This is a genomic window from Candidatus Hydrogenedentota bacterium (assembly GCA_035416745.1).
Taxonomy (GTDB): Bacteria; Hydrogenedentota; Hydrogenedentia; order Hydrogenedentales; family SLHB01; genus UBA2224.
On the sequence record DAOLNV010000003.1, the window covers coordinates 22,120 to 40,100 of the forward strand.

The 17,981-nt window shown below is 59.9% G+C and carries 10 protein-coding genes; 2 read left to right on the forward strand and 8 right to left on the reverse strand.

Going from position 1 to position 17,981, the window contains the following annotated elements:
* The 8 genes from PLJ71_02050 to PLJ71_02085 form a co-directional block, all read right to left on the reverse strand.
* Nucleotides 1-983: RnfABCDGE type electron transport complex subunit D (locus PLJ71_02050; GenBank protein HQM47435.1), on the reverse strand; the 983-nt coding region annotated here is incomplete at its 3' end.
* A 74-nt stretch (nucleotides 984-1,057) separates the two neighbouring features.
* Nucleotides 1,058-2,410 (reverse strand): electron transport complex subunit RsxC, encoded by a 1,353-nt coding sequence (rsxC, locus tag PLJ71_02055; protein ID HQM47436.1) that lies wholly within the window; start codon nucleotides 2,408-2,410, stop codon nucleotides 1,058-1,060.
* Between the two features lie 61 nt (nucleotides 2,411-2,471).
* Complete coding sequence (locus PLJ71_02060; GenBank protein HQM47437.1) at nucleotides 2,472-7,460, reverse strand: 2-oxoacid:acceptor oxidoreductase family protein; 4,989 nt, start codon at nucleotides 7,458-7,460, stop codon at nucleotides 2,472-2,474.
* Nucleotides 7,461-7,636: 176 nt separating this feature from the next.
* Entirely contained in the window at nucleotides 7,637-8,506 is an 870-nt protein-coding gene (locus tag PLJ71_02065) for an RnfABCDGE type electron transport complex subunit B (protein HQM47438.1), read from the reverse strand.
* A 707-nt stretch (nucleotides 8,507-9,213) separates the two neighbouring features.
* Entirely contained in the window at nucleotides 9,214-9,390 is a 177-nt protein-coding gene (locus PLJ71_02070) for a hypothetical protein (protein HQM47439.1), read from the reverse strand.
* Between the two features lie 198 nt (nucleotides 9,391-9,588).
* Nucleotides 9,589-11,160 carry a nif-specific transcriptional activator NifA gene (gene nifA, locus PLJ71_02075; GenBank protein HQM47440.1) on the reverse strand — a complete coding sequence of 524 codons (1,572 nt, stop codon included), beginning with the start codon at nucleotides 11,158-11,160 and terminating at the stop codon, nucleotides 9,589-9,591.
* Nucleotides 11,161-11,449: 289 nt separating this feature from the next.
* The gene (locus tag PLJ71_02080) at nucleotides 11,450-14,092 is read right to left on the reverse strand and encodes a glycoside hydrolase family 38 C-terminal domain-containing protein (GenBank protein ID HQM47441.1); all 2,643 of its coding nucleotides are present in this window, start codon (nucleotides 14,090-14,092) and stop codon (nucleotides 11,450-11,452) included.
* A 97-nt stretch (nucleotides 14,093-14,189) separates the two neighbouring features.
* On the reverse strand, nucleotides 14,190-15,755 hold the full coding sequence (locus tag PLJ71_02085; GenBank protein HQM47442.1) for a tetratricopeptide repeat protein: 1,566 nt from the start codon (nucleotides 15,753-15,755) through the stop codon (nucleotides 14,190-14,192).
* A 193-nt stretch (nucleotides 15,756-15,948) separates the two neighbouring features.
* Between PLJ71_02085 and PLJ71_02090 the strand changes: the two genes are divergently transcribed.
* Together PLJ71_02090 and PLJ71_02095 are read left to right on the forward strand one after the other, a co-directional pair.
* Nucleotides 15,949-16,071 (forward strand): hypothetical protein, encoded by a 123-nt coding sequence (locus PLJ71_02090; protein HQM47443.1) that lies wholly within the window; start codon nucleotides 15,949-15,951, stop codon nucleotides 16,069-16,071.
* Nucleotides 16,072-16,212: 141 nt separating this feature from the next.
* Nucleotides 16,213-17,964 carry a trehalase family glycosidase gene (locus PLJ71_02095; GenBank protein HQM47444.1) on the forward strand — a complete coding sequence of 584 codons (1,752 nt, stop codon included), beginning with the start codon at nucleotides 16,213-16,215 and terminating at the stop codon, nucleotides 17,962-17,964.
* Nucleotides 17,965-17,981: the final 17 nt, after the last annotated feature.

The window sequence follows — 17,981 nt, forward strand, 5'->3', positions numbered from 1 at the left end:
GCCTTCTTGATTCGTTTGGTTCCGAACACCCGAGGCTGGGTGAGATTCTCGATATGGGGCGATACGGCGTTACCCAACAGGATGGCATACATGACGCCCTCGGGAAGACCGCCCTTGAGGCGAATGAGGATTGTCAGAAACCCCATCAGGGCGCCGTATATCCAGACGCCGAGGGGCGTGGTGGGTGAGGCCACCATGTCGGTTGCCATGAACACGGCCCCGAGCATCAGGCCTCCGGAAAAAAGCATGAACGCGGGCGTGGGACTCGTCTTGTCGGCGAGGCAGAAAAGCCAACTGGACACGTAGGCCGAGGCGAGCATCGCCGCGGTAATACGCCAGTTCATCATGCCCCGGGCAACAAGGTACACGCCGCCCAGGAGAATAAGGATGGCGCATGTCTCGCCCGTAGACCCCGGAATCATGCCGGTGAAGAGGTCCATGGTTGCGGTGGTTTTTCCCCCGAATTTCATGAGGGAGAGGGGGGTGGCGCCGCTCCACCCGTCTATTCTGGCTTGAGCGAGATAGCCGGCCATCGCGTCAGCTCTCATGTTGGGGCTGAGAAAGGGCGGTATCAGCGTGGTGGGAATACACTGGCTGAAACGGCCATCCACGAACGCCGGAACCCATTGCGTCATGGCTACGGGAAAAGCAGCTTGGAGAAACGCGCGCGCCACCAGCGCCGGGTTGAACGTGTTGAATCCCAACCCGCCGAAGAGGGCCTTGCCGAGCAGGATAGCGACTACCCCGCCCACAAACCCCATCCACAGGGGGATGCCGGGGGGAAGGGTCAGGGCCAGAAGGATGCCCGTAATCACGGCGCTGAAATCGGCGACGGTGGTCGGTTTTTTCGATATCTTGCATACCAGGTGTTCGGTGATGACGGTAGCGGCCGTCGTCGTACACACCAGCGCCAGCGCGCTCAGCCCGAACGCCCAGACGGCGAACCCGCAAATGGGCATCAAGGCGTATACGACGTTGCGCATGATCACGTCGGTGGTCACGGCCGCCTTGATGTGCGGCGACGTCCGAATCTCGAATGTTCCCGGCTTGATGCCCGTCACGAAGCAGCCTTCCTTTCACGGATGATGGCCTTGGCGACCCGGAACCGTTGAACCAGGGGTATGTTCGATGGACACACATACGAGCAGCAGCCGCATTCGAAGCAGTCCATCAGGTTGAACGCGTCAGCCATGGTGTCGAAAGTGCGTTTGCGGGCCAGTTGGCCCAGCCGCGAAGGATTCAAGTGCATCGGGCAGGCGTCGAGGCAGCTTCCGCAACGGATGCAGGGGTATTCCTTGCGGTTGCGTTTCTGCACCTCTGCTTTGTCGAGCACCAGGATGCTCGTGACGCCTTTGGTAATAGGGATGTCGAGCGAAGGAACCGCGACGCCCATCATCGGGCCGCCCAGAATCACGACCGACGCGTCCTCGCCGCGATAGCGGCACCACTCGAGTACGAAACGTATCGGGGTGCCCAGCGCGACGAGGTAATTGCCGGGGTTGCCCACCGCCGGACCCGTCACGGTGATGACGCGCTCGATCAGGCCCTGCTGCATCGGCAAAAGCTCGCCGATCTGGGCCAGCGTCGCCACGTTGAATACCGACGCGCCCACATCCATCGGAAGACCACCGGAGGGCACTTCGCGGTTCAACAGCGACTTGATGAGCATCTTCTCCGCGCCTTGCGGATACTTTGTCTCGATGGATTCCACCTCAATGGGCTCGCCGTCCGGTTTGGCGCGCCGCATGGCTTCCACCGCGTCGGGCTTGTTGTTTTCAATGCCCACGACGACCCGCTCGGCCTTGTACGCCCGTTGGACCACCCGAATGCCCTCGTAGACATGTTCGGGCTGTTCGACCATGAGCCGGTGGTCGGTGGTCAGATAGGGTTCGCACTCACACCCGTTGACGATTACGCTGTCGATTCTCTTCCCTTCAGGGACCGCGAGCTTGACATGCGTGGGGAATGCGGCCCCGCCCAGGCCGACTACCCCCGTGCGCTGGACGGCCTTGACGATTTCCTCGTTCGACATGTGGTCCACGTCCACGGGAGCCCCATAGAGGATCTCCTGGCTTTCACCGGGGTACAGTTGCAGGAAAATGGCGGGCGACATGCCGCCCCGGACGTCGCGGGCCAAACCGATCCGGGCGATCCGTCCCGTTGCCGGTGCGTGCATAGGCACCGACACAAATCCACCCGGCTCCGCAATCGGCTCGCTTCTGACGACTTCCTGGCCTTCTCGCACGATGGGCTTGGCCGGCGCGCCCGTATGCTGTGAAAGCGGAACGAGCATCTCGCTCGCAAACGGCATGCGCCGGACGGGTTTGTGCGCCGTCAGGCCTTTGTATTCTGGCGGATGCACCCCGTGCGAGAAGGTTTTGTCAAGACCCAATAAAGTCAATACGCTCATGAGTACCAGGAAAAAGTTATGCGGGCGCGCCCCACTTTCTCGGGGGACGCGCCCGCGTTTGCTACATCTCGTTGAATTTGGCGGCGCGTTTTATAAGCTTGTCGACGCCTTTCTCATTGGGATCCCACGGTTCGCCGGGCCGGATGCACTTCGCCGCGCACCGTTCCGCGGCCTTGACCATGTCCTTGAACGTTCCGGCCTTGTAATCGCCCAATTGGGCCTGCTTCTTGTCGTTCCAGACAAACATCGCCGGGTTGATGAGCACACATTCACCGCACCCGGTGCACTGATTCGAGTCTAAGAAAGGTTCCATGCCGCCTCCAGTCGTGGTTTTGGGCGTGCTTTCCGCAGATACAGGGACCGCCTGTCGCTCCGCAGAGGCGCCGCCGTCTCCCTCGCCGCTCGAAACCGCCGCCGCAGCGGGCGCCGCGGCGGGGGCCGACAGGAACTGCGACAGGTTGCCGCCGTTAGCCAGTTGGAGCAACCCGGCCGTGATCTTCTGCACTACGTCTGCGCGCGCCTGGTTTGCTATTTGGTTTACATCGACTTTTTGATCGGCGCCCGTGAGCGACTTGAGCAAGCGCCAGAAGTTACGCCGGTCTTCGGCCGATTCTACAATGGACTTTGAACAGATAAGGCGGGACAAGCGGTTCTTCTTGTCAACCGCCCACACATACGGATACAGGCCCTCGCGATCTTCCGCGCTCATGTTGATGAACTCGGCGATGGGCACCATACCTTCGTTCCAGGTATCCTGCGGCGCCTTCCGGAAATGCTTGCGGAACCGGCTCTCGGTGGCCGCATAGTCCGCGAACGTAAGCGGGATCTGCATTGTGCCGGGTTTGCCGGCTTCATCGACGTAGCTCAGCGTGAAGGTTGGCCAATCGTCGTCAAGCGCCGGGTTGCCTTCGAGATCCAAAGCGTCCGCCGGGTTCTGTCCCAGGTCGGGATTGTACCGGAAAACGGGGTATGCCCGGGACTCGACGGCGAGGATGGACTGGTACTTGGCCACGTCGTCGCCGATGCCATGCTCCGGCATGCAGGGGCTGTGCAAGTTGAACAGGGCGGGCCGCCTCGTGGTCAGCCCCTGCACGAATCCTTCGAGCAAGTGGCCGACGTTTGCGATGGTACCCTGCATCACGTAGGTCGTGCGATGCGCCATTGCGATCAAGCCTACTTCTTTCCGGATTTCCTCCTTGCCCTGGATGGCCTTGCCGAATTGCGCCATATCAGAAATCTGGCCGAAGTAACCGGACGTGCAGGCCTGGCCACCGGTGTTCGAATACACCTGCGTGTCAAGGCACATGACCTTCACTGGTTTGCCGCTCATCATCAGGCGCGACATGTTCTGGAAGCCGATGTCGTAAAGGGCGCCGTCGCCGCCGACTGCCACTACCGGCGGGCACAGAGCGAACTCCTCGTCCGTGAAATCCCGCCAGTTGAAGTAGCGGAAGAACTCCTCGTGTTCTTTCGCATTGTACTTGCCGGCCAGCTCCATCTCCGCTTTGCGAATGGCCTTGAAACCCTCGGCCATCTTCACCATATGGCCCTCGAACACGCCCATCGCCATCGACGTGCAGTCCTGGAACAGATGATTGGCCCAGGGGAACGGATACGGATTAAATGGGTAGGTGGAACCCCACACGGAGGTGCAGCCCGTTGCGTTAATCATGCCCATGCTTGACCGGCCGCGTCCTGTAACGCCTGTGGTGTATTCCCACCGGAGGTGCTTGAGCTTGGCCAGGATGTCGGTAGCCGTCTTGAGCCATTCGCTGTCGATGGTGCTGTTGACCTTGCCTTCCTCGAGCGCCGCGGTAAGGTTAGCCAAGGTCAAATCTTTGCCGTGAAGCGAGGTCAGCGCCTTGTTCATGGCGTCCGTATCGCTCACATTGACCTGTTCGGCCAGCTTGAGCCGGATGTGTTTCTCGAGGCGCTCGATGAGGTCGTCAAGACGCGCGACATGCGCTTTCGCGCGCGGCTGCATCAGCGCCTCGACAACCGACGTGAAGAGGTGCACGACGGTCTTCTCGCCGCATCCCAGGCATGCTCCGTCCCCGCCGACCATCGATTTGTAGTTGATTTTGTCGAGCAACAGCGTATCGAGCGCGCCGATGCCTTCTTCAAGGTTGTCTATACGGATGTACTCGGGCTTCGTATTGGGCAATTCCAGCCAGAGGTCCCAGTTGCGGCGCAGTTCGTCGATCGATGCAGGCGTCTGCGTGACCACGTGGAGGGCGTCGGCGGGACAGACCTGCACGCATTCCATGCAGCCCTTGCAGGTGTAGGGATCAACCGTGATCGAAAGCAGGCCGCCGCTGCCCGGTTTGGACTTCTCCTTAAGCGTGTAATACGGAGCACTGATGCCGAACTTGTAGGGACGAAGTACGTCCATCAGAGCGGCCGCTTCGTTCACGAGCTCGGTCTTTTTGTCGCCCGTAAGGGTGCTTTCGGCCAAGGTCCCTTCGATTGCCTGGGTCAGCAGCGCCGTGACGTCAGCAGCCACATTGTCTCCGATGGCCGACCGCAGCTTCTTTTCGATAGTGCCCGCCAGCTTCGGCAAGTGCTGGAACCGGGCCCCGGCTTCCTCGGCCTTCTTGATGCCCGTCGCCAAGACATCCGAGATGGTATTCACCAGACCTGGCAGGGCCGAATCCGGGCAGATGGACCAGCAGTCGCCGCACGCGGTGCACTTCTGGGGATCCCAGACGGGGTGCTCGAAACGGATGCTCGTCATGTCGCGGAAGACGCCCGACGCCACGGGAATGCAGCTCATGCCGATGAACGGGTCGGTCAGGTTGTCGTTGCCCCGGCCGGTCGCGTAGAAGTGGCCGGTCTGTTCCCAGTAACGGTGGATATCGGTCAATGGCGCGTCGCCCTTGGGCTGGCGCTTGAGCATTACCGGCACCGACGGTTCCTTGCGGATGGCTTTTGCATCGCCCTCGAGCACCGTCTTGTTCTTGATTTCAACCAGTTCGGTGAAACCGCGGCGCACAACCTTGAGGTTGTCGTCGACTATGCGGCGGCCTTTGGCGCCGAATTTGTGCTCCAACTGGTCCTCGATCGCCTTGAACAGGGCCTCTTCCGACAGGTTGCGCTGCTTCATAATCGGCGATGCCGCGAAGAACGAGCCCATGAACGCGATACCCTGCATGCGGAACTGCAACTCGGGGTCGGTCGCGATTTCGCGCGCGATCTTGAATCCGTCCACGTAAAAGACATGGATATCGTTCTCGACGATGACCTTCTGGTAGCGGGATGGAATTTGTTCCTTCCAGACCTGTTCCGGGCTGTCCAGTTCGCTCTGGATGATGAACACCCCGCCCTTCTTGAGCCCTGCCAACGGATTCGAATGGCTGAACACGTTGGGATCGGGGGAGAGGGCCACGTCCACATAGAAATACTCGCAATTCACGCGGATGGGTTCGGGCGCCGCCGAGAGGTAATAGGTGGTGGGCTGGCCCTTTTTCTCTGAACCGTACTTGGGATTAGCCTTGATGTGATAGCCGAGCAGGTCGAACAGAGTCATGGCAATGTTCTTGCCGGTTGTGATGGCGCCCCAGCCGCCGATCGAATGCAAACGCACCGTGATGCTGGACTTCGGCAGCAGGTTGGGATTCTCGCTGCCGTGCACCGCCAGGTCCTTGACATCAGGATACGACTCCAGGATCTGCTGCTGATACACTTCCTGTTTCGGGGTATAGGCCTTGTCCCGGACGAAATCGATCGACAGATAGAACATCTTCTTCTGTTTGCCGTCAGGCAGCATGTTCTCAATGGCGCCTATAATGCCTTCCGGCTGCAGATCGCGGCTTCCCATCCCGTACGAGCCCGAGTACAGCGGAGGCACGTCGGCCGGTTTGCTGTACGTGTCGTGCTTAGGATACGGAACTTTCTTTCCGTTGCTCCGGGCGTTCTCGACGCACTTGTTGATCGCCGCGCGCACTTCGCGTATGAGCGGCAAGTCTTCCGCGAGAGGCTGGTCTGTGCGCTCGAGGACGCATACCCCCTTGCGGCCTTTCAACAGGGGCGTCAGCATGTCCGACGGGAAAGGCCGGAACATGACCATATTGATCACGCCGATTTTGATGCCCCGCGTCTCGCGAAGGTAATCCGCAACCGCTTCCATGCTAGGCACCACGCTGCCCTGGCCAATAAGCACATAATCCGCGTCTTGCATGGCGTGCGCGAGAACGCGTTTGTACTCGCGGCCTGTAAGCCGGGTGAATTCCGCCATGCATTCGTCGGCGATGTCGGCGATGTGGTCAAAGAAATACGGACGCTGCGCCGCGACGCTCTGCATGTATGCGTCCTGGTTCTGCACCGTGCCCGCCATTACGGGGTTGTCGACGTCCCACAGGAGGGGAATCCGGCGGCGCTTGTTGCCGTAGATGATGCGCTGCGCCGGTGTGGGGGTATCGATGATGTCGTCCGGACGTCCAAGATACTCTTCGATAAGCTTTCGCTCGGGCAGTAGCAGCGATTCGATGAGGTGCGTGGTCAAGAATCCGTCTTGTCCCACGATACCGGGGTTCAGGGCCAACTCGGCGATCTTATGTGAGATGATGTTGAGGTCGGCCACCTGCTGAACGTTCTTGCCGAATACCTGGAAGAATCCGGTATCGTCAACGGCATGGTAGTCGTCGTGGCCGGCGTGCACGTTCAGAGTAGACTTGGTCATCGCGCGGCAGCCCATGTTGAGAATATAGGTGAGGCGTTTGCCTACGGCCGCGTACAACGACTCGTGCATGTAGGCGATGCCCTGGCCCGACGAGAAATTGCACGAACGCAACCCCGCCATGGACAGGCCCGCTGTCACCGCGGCGGCCGCATGTTCGCCCTCCGGCTCGATGAAAATCAATGCGCGGTCCGAAACATTGATATGCCCTGCCGCGGCAGCCTCGGCCCAGTATTCACCCATCTGCGTGGACGGGGTGATGGGGTACGCGCCTGCGGCGTCACTGGATTCTCGCTCGCACATGATGACGGCAGTGTTTCCATCCATGGCTTCGCGAATTCCCGGATACTTGGTAGTCTCCTTGGCGTCTTTCATGTCCTAACCCTTGTGTGTGTCGTTAACCAAACCAGTCTCAACTTCGCCAATAACCGTCAGTTCAAATGAGCTGACCGCAATTCGATTCCCACACCCCCTCGCCGTATTCGATGCGCGTCTTTCGCGCACGCGGGCTTGGGTCCAAGGGACACGGGCACTCACCTCGCACGGTCTGCTCAGCCGATAGGCAGAGGGCTCTTGCGGGTGATGTGCTTTGCCTGGATGCCTTTTATGGCGCCCAGGTCCCTGTCCATCCAGACAATCGCGCCCGTTGGGCAGCGTTCGATGGCGGCCTTGCAGTCGGGCCGCCACTTGCCATAATCCACGCGGGCCAGATTGTTCACGATCGAGATCATGTTATTCGGGGCGTCCATCGCGCACCGGCCACAGCCCGTGCACGCCACCGCGCACTCTGCTTCGGCGTCCCCGCCCCGCGCTTCGTTCTTGCAGGCCACCAGAAGCCGCTGATTGACCGGCAATAGCATAAAGAGCTCTTTGGGACATTCTGCCACGCAGGCGCCACAGGCCGTGCATTTGTCCTCGTTGACGACGGGAAGCCCGTTTTCGTTCATGACAATGGCGTCGAACGTACAGACGTCTCGGCAGTCGCCATATCCCAGGCAACCCCAGACACACCCTTTCCCGCCTCCGGCCACCAGGGCAGCGGCGCGGCACGTTTCGGCCCCATAATACGTGGCCATCTGGCGCGCAACGTTATTGCCCCCCGCGCAGGCCAGACGCGCCACCCGCCGGACCAGCGTGCCTGCATCAACGCCAAGGTACGCGGCGATTTTCTCGACCATTTCCTTGCTGTTTACCGGACACCGCCCGGGAAGTGCCTTTCCTTTCACGATGGCTTCGGCAAAGGCGCGGCAGCCCGCCTGGCCACATCCGCCGCAGTTCGCGCCCGGCAGCATTCGTTCGACTTCGTCAATACGGGGGTCTTCGAAAACGTAGAGGCTCTTGCTCGCGATAGCCACCATTCCTGACAGGATTACACCAAGCCCCGCCATGATCAATGCGGCAATTACGAGACCCTCAAGCATCCGTCTTCCTTTGTCTACTGGCTATCATTGCTGTTTTGCGGGACAGCGAAGCCTAAACGGGAACGCGCCATAGCGCATTCCCTTCGCGCGCCTTCCCGCGCAGTCGTGGCGGTCATCTGGCGCACGTCATTACTCCGGTGATGTCGCACGGTAGGAGTCGAGTCTACAACAACTTAACGAGACAGTGCAACTCCGCTCCAATCCTATTCGCGTGCCTTCTCGGTGCAAATTCGTGAAAAGAAACACAAATAAAGTATATGCCGCTGAAAACCATAACGCAAGTTACCGAATACGAGCGAATGCACGCGCGCCGATTTGTAGAGCTTCGAGAGGCTTCCAGGGCTGCTGCGCGCCGCCCCGGCACACAGGAAACAGAAGCCGACCCCGCGCCGCGCGAGCCCGGGACCGTCACCCTCTCTTGCGTCTTCGGCTGCTTTTGGCGCTCTCATTCAGCAGGTGAGGCAGCCGAGTGAACTTCAATCGCCGGTCCGCTAATCATATTGCGGCCAATCAGGTTGATAAGGGTCGTCTGCTAAGCCGAGAATCGAATCATGTCTTATGGCGCACAAAAAGAGGGAAGCAGCCGTTCATGGCTGCTTCCCCTATGTCTTGGGCGACAAAACTACACTTTCCCGCCGATGCCGTGTGAACGGCTGACAGGAAGAATCATACTAAACGCAGCGTAAGAAGACCTGAGGTGACCTGGTTCACACTTCTTCTTCGAGCGGTATCTCGCATTTTTCCGTCAAATAGTCAAGAATCGGTGAGGCGCCGCCGAAAGCGCCTAGCAGGTCGGCCAGAATCTGGCCGCCATAGCAGATAGCATCTTCGAACGCGTTGGCGCGCGCAAGTACTGTTCTTGTTACATGCTTGACATGTTTCACAGTCGATCCCTCCATTTTCCAACCAACCGAAGCCAGCTTGATAACGCTCATATAGTACACAAAAACCGTGCCAAAATGTTCAGGTCCTCTCCCCAAGGGTTCCTGATCCCCCTACTGGAATCCTATACGGAAGGCGCGAAGTTGTCAAGTAATTACCCGGGGGACGGGTTTCTGGGTGCTTCGGTGTGACGGGCCGGGTTACGACCGGTGGCGGGCGGGGCGGTACGCTCTCGTGCTGATGCCGTGTTTTCGCACGCGGAGTCCCATGATGCGCTCGCTGATCCCGAGTGCGCGCGCGGCGCGTGCCTTGTTCCCGCGGGCATTCTTTAATGCCTCGACGATCATCTCGTGTTCTACGGAATCGAGTGTGCTTTCCAGGGTGCCTGTTATGACGGTATTGCTGGCTTCGGCGGTCTGCAGTGTAGGCGGGAGGTGGTGGCCGTGGAGCACGTCGTCATTGGTCAGCAGGACCCCGCGTTCGATGCAGTTTTCCAGCTCCCGGACATTCCCGGGCCAATGGTAGCTCATCATCATGTCGATAGCTGGAGTCGAGATACGGCGCACGTTCTTGCCGTTGGCTTTGCTGTATTTCTCGACGAAGAAATTGGCAAGGTCGAGAATGTCGCTCTTGCGTTCCCGCAACGGTGGCAGATGGATAGGGAACACGTTCAACCGGTAATAGAGGTCTTGCCGGAAGGCGCTTTGTTCCATCAGCATATCGAGGTCGCGGTTCGTGGCGGCGATCACCCGGACGTTCACCTTTATCGTGTCCGTGCTGCCCACGCGCTCGAATTCCCGTTCTTGAAGTACCCGCAGCAGACGAATCTGCATGGCCGGCGTCAGATCTCCGATCTCGTCGAGGAAGATCGAGCCGCCGTTAGCCAGCTCGAAACGTCCTTTGCGTTCCCGGATGGCGCCCGTGAAAGCCCCTTTCTCGTGACCGAACAATTCGCTTTCTACGACCGACTCCGGCAGCGCGGCGCAATTCACTTTAATGAACGACATCGTCGCCCGGTGGCTGTTATAGTGAATGGCCTGTGCGACGAGTTCCTTGCCCACGCCGCTTTCGCCCCGGATAAGCACCGTCGTGTCGCTCTTGGCCACTTGGGCGATAAGGTCGTAGACCCGCTGCATGGCGCCCGAATTTCCCACAATGTTGGCCGGGTGATAGCGCTCCTCCAATTCCTGCTGCAATCGCTTGTTCTGGTCTATGAGACGCTGCTGTTCTTCGAGGGCCGCGCGCCGCAGCCGCACGGCCTGGGCAATCATCTTCGCGACGATGCTCAGCATCCACAGGTCTTCGTCGAGAGACACCGGCTCGAGATATAGCCTGTCGGCGCTCAACGCGCCCACTACCTCGTTGTCGATCTTGATCGGCACGCACACAAAGCCAAGCTCGTCTTTACGCATGTTGCTGCGCGCCTTCGTTTTATCCAGGAAAAGGGGCTCCTCCGAGATCCGGGGTATCACCATGGCGCGGCCGGTCTGAACCACCTTGCCGGTCACGCCTTCGCCGGGACGATACCTCGCTCGTTCGCGCTGTTTGGCAGATAAACCGTGGGCTTCCTCGATGAGGATCTCGTCGGTCTCCCGGTTCAGCAGCGTCAAGGTGCCGCGGACCATGCCCGTATGCTTCGCAAGAGCCTTCAGGATGGACCCGACTTCGTCGCGCAAGTCCATGCTGCGGTCGAGGATCTGACTGATATCGAAGAGCAGCGCCAGTTCACTGCGTTCATATTGTCTATCTCGCCCCGGGGGACTGTCTGGCATGATTCCTTCCCTCCGGTGTATCACTCGCTTATTGAACACAAAACTGTCCAGAGCTCGGCCAGATGCTACGCGATTGTATGAAATCCGGCCGTGTCATTCAAATTTGTAGATACGGAAAGATATTGCCGTCGCGGGCCGCCGCCGAGTTCGTGTCCTGGCGAGCATGTGACCGGCGATTTTGCGCCAGACGCTTGGATCGGCCTATAGGGCGGGACCGCGCCACCTCTCCATGGCTATGTCGCTCGCGCTTCCGTTCGCGGAGGGGAATCTCAATCGCGTCAGGAAGACCTCACCAGGTGAACCGGACTGTTGCAAGACCGCGGGCGGGCACCTGCACCGTAAAACGTTTTCCGTGTTTCAGGGTCAGCGCTTGCCCGGGCTCTTCGGCGAGATTGCAGACGTGCGCGGCATTCAGCGACTTGGAGAAAGAGACGGTCTCGGCCACGTTGTCGTCAGTGGGATTCCACAAGCGGAGGATGCCTCCGTTGCCGTCGGCTGCCGGTTTCAGTGCGGTAACGACAGCCGCGTTGTCTTCAAGGCGGCAGAAGGAAACGTCGTCTGGCAGGGATTCCGCTTCATGGGTACGGATCCCTGTTTGCGCCTCCTGTACGATACGTAATGCCGCCACAGCATCAAAGGGCGCCGCAAACGGGTATACGAGGTAGTCGAATTCCATGGGTTCGAGCAGTTGGCCGTCGGGTTGTCCTGGCGTGCCCACGGTCTGCTGTGTTGACCGGAATAGCGTCAACGACAAGGCGCGTTCAGGCGTTTGGGTAACCTCATACTCGTGCAACCCCGCCGGGCAAAGAATGGCGAGCCCTTTCTGGCCGTCCTGAATGCCGAAGAGCCGGGTGAAGGCCGTCTCTGGATTCACCCGCTCATGCCACAACGCTGCTTCCGCGGGGACATCAATGGCGCGCTCGACCACTGCGAAGGGGGTCTCGGCGAACGATATGCCGGTCTTGATGGGGGTGGGAAACAGCACGCGCAGCCGATGGTCCCGGACCGTGTTCTCCACGCGCGTCTTCACGTTCACGCAGGGGGACCCCTTTGTGACGAAGATGCGGTCGGTTACCCGCAAGCATACGCGGCCGTCTGACCGTTTGCGCGTCTTACGGTCCATCGCGGCGGGCAGTTCGAACTCGCGCTCGACGCGAAACACGGCGCGCAAGGGGCCATCTTCTTCGAGGGCCGTCGTGACACGTGTGCCGGGAGACTTGTAGGCGATGTCGTTCGTCAATTGTCCGCGCGTCCATCCGTCGCCGCTGTCGCCAGTGTCTTCGTAGAGAAACAGCGGGCCGCAGGTCATGCCGCTCGCCTTGTCGGACAGCGCTGCCGTGCCGTCGGGATGCACCGTCAAACTCAAGCGTTCGGTGGCCGCCGTCATCGGTCCGGAGAGAAGGCTGCCGAAATTGCGGTTGGACTCCTCCGTAGGTTCCACGCGGAGCCCCGTGAAGCCGCACGCAGGCAGCGTCATCTCCACTGCCAAGCGATACACGTCGCCTCCGAAATTGTGGTGTCTTCCGTCAGATCTCAGACGCTTGTGCAGCGTATCATGTTCTATGCCTGTAAGCTGGCAGGGGAGCGGCCTGCCCTTCTTGTCCAAGAGCCGGAAGCGGTTGATCGCCTCGCCCGTCGTTAATCCGTCGACGTACTTCGGCGCGAAATCTCTGGCGAATGGCAACGCGATGTCGAAGACCCCCTTGCGTTCGAAGGGCAAAGGATTGTGAATCACCACGTGGGCGAGGGCGTCGCGCGACTCGCTTGCGCCGCCCATGGCCGCAGTGGCCCGGCGGACCAATCCGTCCGCCAGCATTCGGCACTGATCGAAACGGAAACACATGTCGCGGTGCACCTGGTCGACGCTGCATCCGCAGATCGAATCATGCGGGTGATTCTTCAGCAGATATTCCCAGGCCAGGTCCAGGTAGCGCAGGTTGGGCTGTGCCCCCTGCATCCGCAGAACGAGCGCCAGCGGCTCTGCCCAATGCTCAAGGAGGACTTGGCATTCATCGTTGGCTTTCTTGAGGGGATATCGCGACGAGATGGTATGAACGATCAAGTACTGGCCTCCGCGGCCGGAAGCGCGGCACGGTTCCCGCAGTTCGCCCGTCCGTTCGGGCATGCTTGCCGAATGAGCGGCCATGTCCCGTCCGAACTCCTCCAGCGACGCCCATACGAACTCGACATCGGGATACCGCTCTTTCAGTTTCTCCAGGATGGCGATACTCCGTTCGTCGGCGGGGAAATGGTCGATGGCGTCCAACAACAGCACGAGCGGCACGTCACTCCGCTGGCGCTCCTCGTTGAGATATGGTTCGAAGTGCTCTGTGAAAAGGCTGTTGTCCAGCTCGTCGCCTTCGATCCTGTTGCGAAACTTGAAAAGGAACGGCGCATAACTGCCGTCGTCGCGGAGTTTGTAGGTGGGCATTCTGCTGCCGTCCGGACCTATCCACTGGAACAGGGCGGGATAGTTTTCGTCTTGCGTTCCCCGCCAGCAGATGCCAGCCTGAAGCCCTAGCCCCGTCATGATTGTCGGAAGCGCCGCGATGTGGCCAAATTGATCCGGAGTGTACGCGAAATTCATTGCGGGCACGCCCAGTTCCCGGCAGACCGCCCGCCCTTTCATGATGTTTCGGATGTAACTTTCGCCGGAGATCAGCCACTCGTCGGGCAACACGTACCAGGGTCCCGCCAGAATGCGGCCCGCGTTCATCATCGTGATGAGGCGCTCCTTGTTCTCCGGGCGCGCCAGCAGGTAGTCCTCGAGCACTACCGCTTGACCATCGAGATGAAAGCACCTGTATTCGGGCCGCTTCTCCAGAAGGTCCAACAGGTCATCGATAAGCTCCACCAGCCACATGCGGAATTCCTGAAACGGCTCGTACCATTCGCGATCCCAATGGGTCCCCGGGCAATAGTATGCACGCATTGATTTCTTTCGTCCTTTCTGTGCGCGGCGTTTCCCCGCCGGCCGCTCGAACGCGGCGCCGGGAAAGCTTGGCAGATGATACAAGGCCGCCGTGCCCTCAGTAAAGAACCCGGCATTTCGGCAGGGCTTCTTGAAGCTTTCGCCACCCGTCCTGAGTGATCTTCGTTTGCCGGATGTCGAGTTCTTTCAGTCCCGTCAAGTGCTTGACGGGTTCAAGATTCTCGTCGCCGACTTTCACGCTCCACAGGCTGAGCACCTGGATATCGTCGGGCCCGAGTTTAAGAAGCGGCCCAACGTGATAGGTCTGCATCTGGAGTTTGACGTCCTGATTCGGCGGGATCCCGATTTTCCCTTTGGCCTCTCCGACCTTTTCCCATGGTTCGCGTTCCAACACCCCCGACCTGCGCAGGAATAGCGAACCCAGGCTCTCGTCTTTCGGGAACTCGATTATCCTGGCCACTTCCTTTCCGAACACCGGCTTGACGGGTTCCTCTTCTTCAGGTTGCGGCTTGGCTTCCCCGGCTGGTTCCTTTGGGGCGGCCGCAGGCACTTCTTCTGGGGCCTCCTCGGCCTCTTGGGGAGGCTCTTCGGGTTGTTCCGCGGGGGCTGCGGCCTCTGTTGCTGTGTTCGTCTCCCCAGGTGCCGCGTTCTCGGGCGTCTCAGGTGGTACACCCTTATCCAGATTTAACCCCTTCATAATGTCATTCGTCATCAAATCGCTGGATGGCTCGCTGCCCGTGAATGAAGACGCGCCCATTTGCGCGAGCATTTCAGGGGTAGCCTGGGCCAGTAGTTCCTTCGTCATCTTGGCTGCAGCTATAAAATCGGTTTGCTCGAACTGCTGGCGCAGTTGGGCCGCAACTTGTATTGCTTGCGGCGTAGCAGCTTGTTTTTCCATCATTTCGAGAACGGTCGCCGTCTGTATCTTCATCAATTCCGCCAGTTGGGCCGTGTCCATCTCCGCCATCGCCTTGGCCTGCTCGGCAGGCGCCATCCCCTCGAGCCTGGCCATCAAGGCCTGGGTGGACTCAGCTCCAGCGGCGGGCGGCGCAGGTTGTTCCGCGGCAGCGGGAGCGGCAGTCGTTTCGCCCGGGGCAGTTTCAGGCGTGGCGGCCTCCGTTGAGGCCTCCGTTTGAGCGGCAGCCAGCTGCTCTCCCGCAGGGGCCTGCGGAGGAAGGGTCTCTTCTTCCTCGCCTCCGCGGCCGCGCACAATCACCACAACCAATGCAGCCAACAGCAACGCGCCCATGAGGCTGAAGCCAATGATATTCATTCTCTTGTTGCTTCCGCGCCCCGCCGCGAACCGCGGCGGCAGATACGACGGCTCCGTCATGTCCTGTCCGGGCAGAAGTGGAGGGGGGCCAGCCGCAGGCTGGTCTTGCGGACTCGGAAAGGGGGGCGGTCCGGATGGCGCAACACTCAGAGCAGCCTTCAATTGCCCGCCGCGGGGATCGCCCAGCGCGGTCAGCCTATCGCACAACGCCGCCGCTTCTTGAATGCGGCTCAAGACGCCTAGAACACGCGCCTTGAAGTACATGATGTCCGAATTGTTCGGAACGGCGTTGTCCAGTTGTTCCAACACCTGAAGCGCATTCTCGTACTGCTGGGCCTGGAACAAGGCGGCTGCCTGTTGAAACCGTTGTTTAACCTCTTCAGCATTCATCACAGTGGCACCTTTTCGTCACGATTGACGGTTGCCGCAAGTGAACCATCCGCCTGCGGCAGGAACGTCCGCTCCGTCCATGGTAGGCCAATGTTCGAATGGATTCAAAAACGGCGATGCCTTTCGCGGCAGCCAAATTCAGGGCCGCCACCCCGTACCTGGCATATTACCAATCGCCGGATAATGTAAAACGATGCAACGTAAACACGTTGCCATTCGGGGCACCGGGCTGGATTTCAAGATTCACCCTGCATGGGATAAGATCGGCGCGCCCGTATTCCGTTTCGCTCCGCTGGCGCTGAAGAATCCCGGCTAATGAGGACCCGCCAGTCGCATGGCGCCGCACCCGTTTCGCCGGTTCTTACCCGGCGATTGGAACGGATCGCTTGACTTGTATTTTACAAACCCAACCATTAGCGTGTAAGGGGGCAGTGTTTAAAAGGGGAAAAGGGCAAACATGGCAGATTATGCGAATGTCTGGCCGTCAGGGGGGCTGTTTGCCTTTTCGGGGGTAGACGGCAAAACCTGTTTTCGTGAGCCTTTCGTCGCATCAGGCACGACCGATGATGTCGGCTGGGATTTTTGGCTGGAGCCGCGGCTGATAGTGCGTCCGAAGTGTGGGGAGGCGCCTCTTCGCCCGATGCCTCAAGCGGGCTCGTTCTGTTTTTCCGATTGTTGGGACTTTCCCGTCGTTGCCGGGGAAACACGCGGCCGGCTTCGGGGAGCGTTTCGCGACCGCTCCTCCATGCTGTTGTCCATTGACATGAATTCGGGCGCCGGCCTGCCTCCGCCGGAGCTTGAATTGCCGGGTGACAATTGCGCGGGCAAGATTGAATTCAGTGTCGCGCGAAGGGGGTGCTGGGTCGCGGTTGCGCAGAGTGAGCCAGCCAGAATCCGTTCCTTCGCCATCGCGATTTCCTGCGCGAATGAGGCAGAAGCGCTCGCCCGGGCGCGCGCCACCCTCGTTGCGGACCTCAACGCCGTTATCGAGGCCCGGCTGCAATTCTACACCTCTGCCCGGTTGCCTGCGCGCATGGCAAGCACCGACGAGCCGATCTTCTACAAGGCGCTCAGCGTCATCAAGACGAATTATGAAAGCGCCCAGGAGGATATCCCCTGCCGGTGGACCACCCCTGACCGGATGCCACACCGGCGCATGTGGCTGTGGGATTCCGCTTTTCATGCGGTGGGGTCGCGGCACGTTTCGACGCAGCTTGCCGAAGAGGCCATCTATGCGTTGTTCGCCAAGCAGCATGCGGACGGCAAGCTGGCCCTGGCCGTTCACCCGGGCAAGATAGAGTTGGCGGAACACGATACGCAACCGCCCATTGTCGCATGGGCGGTGTGGAAACTGTTTCAACGCTCGGAAAACGAGGAATTCCTGGAACGCGTCTACGACGGCCTTGCACGTTACCTCCAATGGTTCGAACAAAACCGCAAGAATCCCAATGGACTCTACGGGTGGTACATCCGCACCGACGAAGATCCTGTCAAGGCCGCCCGGGGCGGTGAGTCGGGCATGGACAACAGTCCTCGCTTCGACCAGGCTGCCGCGATGACAGCCGTCGACCTTTGCAGCTATCTCGCCGCCGAGTACTTGGTCATGCAGAAGATCGCCAAGAAGCTGGGGCATTCCGATGATGAGGCCGAGTGGCGCCGCCGGGAACAGGCCATCGTGGAAAGGGTAAACGAACTTCTTTGGGACGACGAAGACCGCTTCTATTACGATCTCGATGAAAACGGCAAGCCCATCCTTGTGAAGACGGCGGCGGGGTTGCTGGCTCTGCATGGCCATATTCCGGACCATGACCGGGCAGAGGCGCTTCGAACGCATCTGCTGAGCCCGGCGGAGTTCTGGCCGCTCTTCCCCGTGCCTACAGTCGCTTGCGATGAAGAGTCGTTCGCTACCGATTTATGGCGCGGCTGCACATGGCTCAACATCAACCTGCTCCTCTTCTATGCACTCGAACACTATGGTTTTCTTGAAGAAGCCCGTTTGCTGGCCCGCACAAGTGTCGACGAAGTGGCGCGGTGGTACAGGAGGACAGGCTGTATTCACGAATGTTACGACCCCTTTGGACAGACAATGCCTCCCGACCTGCCTCGGAAAGGCGCGCCGGGAAGCGCCGGCGGCGTAGGGTTTGGCGTGATTGCCGACTTTCACTGGTCCGCCGCCGCTATCGTCGATTTCCTCTACGCCATCTGTTGAAATCGTCGTGGTCCGCA